The sequence below is a fragment of the Chitinophaga sp. 10T418 genome, from assembly GCF_056394125.1.
In genome coordinates this window covers 1-5,842 of record NZ_JBFTHG010000034.1, presented here as the reverse complement: position 1 = coordinate 5,842, position 5,842 = coordinate 1, and the positions used below count along the sequence as shown (strand labels likewise).

At 45.1% G+C, this 5,842-nt stretch carries 4 protein-coding genes; all 4 read right to left on the bottom strand.

Going from position 1 to position 5,842, the window contains the following annotated elements; translation table 11 throughout:
* Positions 1–877: 877 nt before the first annotated feature.
* Positions 878–1,741 carry a tyrosine-type recombinase/integrase gene (locus tag AC1DCV_RS35580; RefSeq protein ID WP_477027652.1) on the bottom strand — a complete coding sequence of 288 codons (864 nt, stop codon included), beginning with the start codon at positions 1,739–1,741 and terminating at the stop codon, positions 878–880.
* Positions 1,738–2,595: a tyrosine-type recombinase/integrase gene (locus AC1DCV_RS35575; protein ID WP_477027651.1), complete on the bottom strand. Its 858-nt coding sequence runs from the start codon at positions 2,593–2,595 to the stop codon at positions 1,738–1,740. Before AC1DCV_RS35575 ends, AC1DCV_RS35580 begins: the two co-directional genes overlap by 4 nt.
* Before the next feature lie 183 nt (positions 2,596–2,778).
* On the bottom strand, positions 2,779–5,415 hold the full coding sequence (locus tag AC1DCV_RS35570) for a toprim domain-containing protein (protein ID WP_477027650.1): 2,637 nt from the start codon (positions 5,413–5,415) through the stop codon (positions 2,779–2,781).
* A complete protein-coding gene (locus AC1DCV_RS35565) occupies positions 5,396–5,623 on the bottom strand; it encodes a SymE family type I addiction module toxin (protein ID WP_477027649.1) in 228 nt (75 codons plus the stop codon). The genes AC1DCV_RS35570 and AC1DCV_RS35565 overlap by 20 nt, the downstream gene beginning before the upstream one ends.
* Positions 5,624–5,842: the final 219 nt, after the last annotated feature.

The following is a 5,842-nucleotide window of genomic DNA, read 5'->3' as shown; positions in this document are numbered from 1 at the left end:
TCATTATCATTCTCCTTCCCATTAAACCCATAACGATAACCCCCTGGACTCAAACTCCACTTCCTCCCCACCATCCGCAACCTGGTGCTTACTCAAAGAACTCCCATAAATATATTGCTTTTTCTTTCATCTGTTTTTTCAATTGAAAGAAAAAAATATAGGCGGGTAAAAGGCAGGCAACCGTCCTGGTAGATAGATGATGTGTTACTGCTGCTGATGTTATATTCTGCCGATGGTCATAGAACTAACGTCCAGCCTATGTTCTACAGCTGATCACATCATCTGTCTACCGGGACGGAAGCAAGAGAGTACAACAGATGATCAAGGTACTGACGCTGGTGTTCGCGCAGTCTTATTCTCCGGGTGTCGGGTCAGCGGTATAACGCTGATGGCTATATCCTGTCGCCTGGGCATACGGTCTGCCGCCCCACACCGCCATTCCCCCCCTGGCCGCTGGGGCGGGAGTGCGAGCCGGGCCCCGGAGCGCAGCGGAGGGGCCTGGCGATGCACGGAGCCACAGCAGGCCGCGCCTTCGTCCTTTGTCTCGCCGGGAGCGCCAGCGGACGGCAAAATCAAAAATGGAAGGCCAGGGGGGACGGCGGGGGGCGGACAAAATGGACAGCGAAGGGATGGCGGGCATTAAAACGACCTCGATTTAAAACTGCCCTTAGCCAGACCGGGAGCTGGCCGAACGAAGGGCGACGGGAGCGCAAAAAGCGTGACAGGACGAAGCGCAGCCCCTGGAGCGCAGCGGAAGGGGCAAGCGTAGGACTGGCGCGCCTTTTTGCCGACCTAGCCCGTAGTGAGACCTTTTTTCCTTCAACATAAAGGCTTTATAATGATTAGAAGTAACCTTGCATATCAGCACGGGCGGGGTTTATCTCATTGGATGATACTGTTCTATCGCGGCTTTCAGCGTTTCCACCTGACTTTGTTTATACCGTTCTGTACTGGATGGATACTTATGCCCCGCGAACTGCTGCACCACACTAATATCATGACCCTGAGCCAGCAGATTAGCTATCACGCTGCCACGTATAGCCTGCGCCGTTACTACCCGTTCAGGATACGCATTTTTGTAACTCCTGATTACATGTTTTACTATATCATCTGCACTCATGGGGCGGCCTCTGTGGCCGATCAGCAGCGCATCACTATCAGCACCCCTTAACAACTTTGGCCGCACCTGCTGCAACCAGGTATATAGCACCAGGATCTGACCGGGCTTTAATGATAAGGTGCGGCTGTTAGTAGTATGAGTAGATTTTATATAGATACTGCCCGTTTCCAGATTAATATCTATTACGCTTATTGAGGCCATTTCCTGCGGTTTTAACCCCTGATAGACCAATAGCCCCATTAACACCCGGTTACGGTAATATAAAGCCTGATAACGTTCTTTACGGTCCAGTAACTTTTCCAGTTCTTCCCCGGTAAACAGATCCTGCAACTGTACATCACGGCTACGCTGATCACGTAACAGGATAGAACGCGCTGGATGATCATTGCGGCTACCGATACAACATAAATAATCATAGTAAACCTTAATACTGCACAGGATGCGGTTTAACGTAGCTGCATTATTATAACGCTCACGTAAAACACTTAAGTAACTGATCAGCTCTGCATAACCAGCCGTAGGCGCAGATGGGTAACTGCTTAAAAAGATGGATATTTCCCGGTTATAACTTTCCACCGTAGCGGGCGTATAGTGTTTTTCAAGATATTCATGTAGTGTCATAATACTTGTAATTGATGCGCTCCGGGACGGGCATAGATCTGCGTGGATTCAAGGCATTTATGCCCTAAAAAGTCACGCACATATTCCATACTCATGCCGCTTTGTAAAAGATGGGTAGCTATACTATGTCGTAGATGATGCGGGCTGATACCCTTATCCATACCTGCTTTGCGCAGTAAAGATTTAATCAGGACCGCATAATTATTACCTCGCATAGCCCTGCCCATGCTATTAAGCATAAACGCAGTACCCATGCACCGGGCTTTGCCCCGCTCCTGTAATACATACTGCTCCAGACTAACCGCAACCTTATCCGTCAAGGGGATTACCCGCCGCCGATCACCCTTGCCCGATCTCACATACAATAACCGTTGTCGGAAGTGAACATCTGATAACCGTAGCCGTACGGCCTCACTACGTCTTAGCCCGCAACTATAAAACAGATGAAGCATAGCATGTTCCCTGCAGGTGGCTACTGCTGCAAACAGGGTTTGTACTTCAGCCACTGTTAAGGGTTCCCGGTAGCCCCGCCCTGGACTTTTAAACTTCAACACACTAACCGGGTTACTGGTAATGCATCCGGTTTCAAGCTGCCAGCTAAAAAACACCTTCAACGCATATACGTAATGACTGATCATCATTTCGCTCAAGGAGCCACCTTCACCACGCTTTAACGGCCGTTCATGCAGCCATTCATAAAACATACTAATATCCGCTGGCCTGATCTCCTGTATACTGCTATACTGCCCGTACTCCAAAAAATCACGGATACACGCAGGCAACATACTTTGTGTACTGCTGCTGTACCCTAGTACGGACAGGTAGCTTTTAAAACTACCTATGATCTGGTACATAAATAATGATATTATTTTGTGATAAAATAAAGAGAAGGGCTAACGATATGGTTATTCCAGTATAGCTATGACGTTTTTAAAAAAGGGGGCTTGAGCAGGTTTTTGGAACAAGGAACAATCATATATAAATCCTTACTGGAACTGGGTTACATTGTTCCATAATTGTTCCAGATTGTTCCAAACTTATTGATTAATAGCGGCGATCTGGCTGGTTAAATTAGCTTTTATTGTTTCCCGCACATGCTTGTATAAATCCCAGTAATCTATTTTATACTGTACTTTACGCAGGTTACTTCCATTCTGGCATACAAGATATTCCAACTGCAACAACTGCGTAAAATAGCGGCTACACTGGGCTTTACTTACACGCAACGCATGACGTATCTCCCGTTGCGTAAACAAGGCATTGGTTGCATGGGCATCGTATGTTTTCTGTAGATAAAATTTCAGTTGCTCGAAGAACTGCCGCAGGCTGCCGTCTAGTTCATCCACTTTCAGTACAATACTATCGAACATAATAGCTACTGCAGTTTCAAGATCGGATATTTCTGTAATTAAACGGCCTTTACTATCTTTTTTTCTTTGGTACTGATGTACCAGTGTCACCATTTTTACAAAGTTTAAAAACAGATCGTTTAAGCGCCTGATCTTATGCGCATCAGGCGGCAACTGTAGCTTACTGGCATAGGGATTAATAACCTGGTATATCTGTAAGGACCGTACAAGGTTTTGTATAAAATGTTTTGTATCCTGTTCCTGCTTACTATCGATCTGACCGGAGGCTTTATGATTCTGATAGTTAATAATGCGACTGGTCTGATCCCCGCTTTCATCCACTGCCAGCAGGAACACACGGCTCATATTATCTTCATAGATTTCTCCTCGCGTAGTACAGGCAAGGGATGCAATAGGCCCCTTTACTGTTTTCTGGCCGCTGGTGATCTGCCCGTTTTCCAGCTTGATACTGGTAGCACTGTTCAACTCTCCGTTGCTCTGCAACTCCCGGAACGCAAACTCTGCTTCTTCACTGAGCCCATCTATATCCTCCAGGCATAACAACCGGTTTATAAAATAATGCTCAGGGTAGTTATACAATACTTTATCACTGACGCGGGTTAGCTTAGTGACTTTCTCCTGCGGGATGCAATCTGATATTTGTTTTAATAACCGGGTCTTTCCGCTACCGCTACTGCCCTGTATCAGCGCATGCAGGGTTTCGGGCATCTTATAACTGATGGCGATCAGTAGTAAAAATAAACGGTTCGTTTCCTCCCCCACTATACCCGCCTGTCCTAACAAGTCATTTAATCTTTTTATCAGACCTCCTTCTTTTAAAAAAGTTTCTGCTGTGGTTCGCTCCTGTAACGTAAGCGGATACACGCCTATAGCGGCTCCTTCTGCACCAGGTTTAATAAGATCCTTTTCCCGGTATTCGTCCAGTAGATCCGTTAACCGGTATAAATCCGCTTCCAGTAACGCTTTATCTAATAATAGTTTTTCGCTTACCTCCCTGCTCACCTTCTCTACCTGCTTATCCTCGTACAGGTCCAGCTTATTTCGGCTTTTCTGGCTGTTATCCTTTCGTTCTACTACCAGCGTAACTTTCATACTATCAAGCGGTTTACTGATACCACCCTGTATATAATAAAAAGCATGTTCCGTACTATAGCTAAGTTTATAAGGATTCGCAGTATCCAGACCACCAGGTGATGGTCCTTTTTCAGCAGCCACCGTAGCGGGTTCCGATGTTTTATTTTCAGATGAAAGAAAAAAATCCTTTCGTTCACTAAGCAAGTGTTCTAAAATTTCCGGTTCATGTGATAGCGCAATACTATTAATATCCTCGCCCGCAGGAAGATGCAGCGTACTAATAATAACATGCGGCAGCTCCTCACGGAGCGCTGCCGCATATTTAGTTACTGCTTTATTTCCTGCCTGATCACCATCAAAAGCAAAAATGATTTCCTTTAAGCCAGATAAGGATTTAATAGCTTGCTGATGCTCCTTTGTAAAACCATTGGTGCCATAACAGGATAGTATACTGTAATCCTTAGTGATGGCTGATTGCTGCAATAAAGTAGCTGCATCTATAACCGCCTCTGTAAGGATTAACCGCGCTGTTTCTGGTGCAGGATAGCCAGGATACAGACCACGCCTGTTTTTTAAGTAAAAATGTTTTTGCTCATCTTCATTAACAGTACTACGGAAGTAAAGCCCGCACACCTGGCGCTCACGATCGCGCAGCGCGAACACCAGGCAATACTTGGCAAAAGGACGGTAAGCGATTTCACCGGTCTTACTTTTACGGTCATGTTCACTCAACAGACCCAATGACAAACAGTTTTTAATCAGCTGCTCATCTTTACGGGCGCCATGGTGGAACTGACCTGCATTATAACCGATATCCAGCACCGTATAATCTAAACCACGACTGGCAAGATATTCCTGTGCAGGCTTACTGTTATGTACCCCATTTCTAAAATAAGTAAACAGATTCCCTAGTACAGCTGTGCGGGTTTGTGAGGGGACGGAACTTTGATACAGGAGGCCACCGATTAATTGTTTGCATTTCTGGATAGCTTCATGTTTACTGCAACTATCCTTATGCATTACAAAATCGATTACGTCTAACGCCTTACCATTGGTTTTACAGTTGCTGCTAAAACAATAACAGGTATGCGTTTTATAATACACCTGCAAGCTCGGTGTTTTATCATCATGGAACGGACAGTGCAGACGTAGGTGCTTATCCGGTTTTAAGCCGTAGTGCTGCAATACAGCCGATAACGTTAGTTGCTGTTTAATTTCCGCTATCTCCATTGATCTGAAGCTTTTTAATAACCATCGTTCCGTTATCAACTGTAATTTCAATAGGATCTCCCACATTAAAACCAAACTTCTCCATCCATAAACCCCCGATCCGCAGCCAGGGAACATATCGGTAACCAGAACGACCATCAGGATAAAGTTTGTTCACTTCCTGGCTGCGRCCATGTAGCTTGCAGTATCTGATTGACTTTGTACCCATAAAAATATTTTTTGACGTTTTGACAAGTACAAAATAAAGTATTAGTTTCCATATTGACAAGTGTAAATTGTCAAAAAGTACAAATAGTTCATCAAAATGGCCGTTTTGACTACCTTTAAGACTAGCAACACTGCGCCATTATGGATATCGGCAAAAACATCAAAAAAATAAGAGAACAAAAAAGCCTTATGCAAAAGGAAGTCGCCGCTGCTGCGGGTA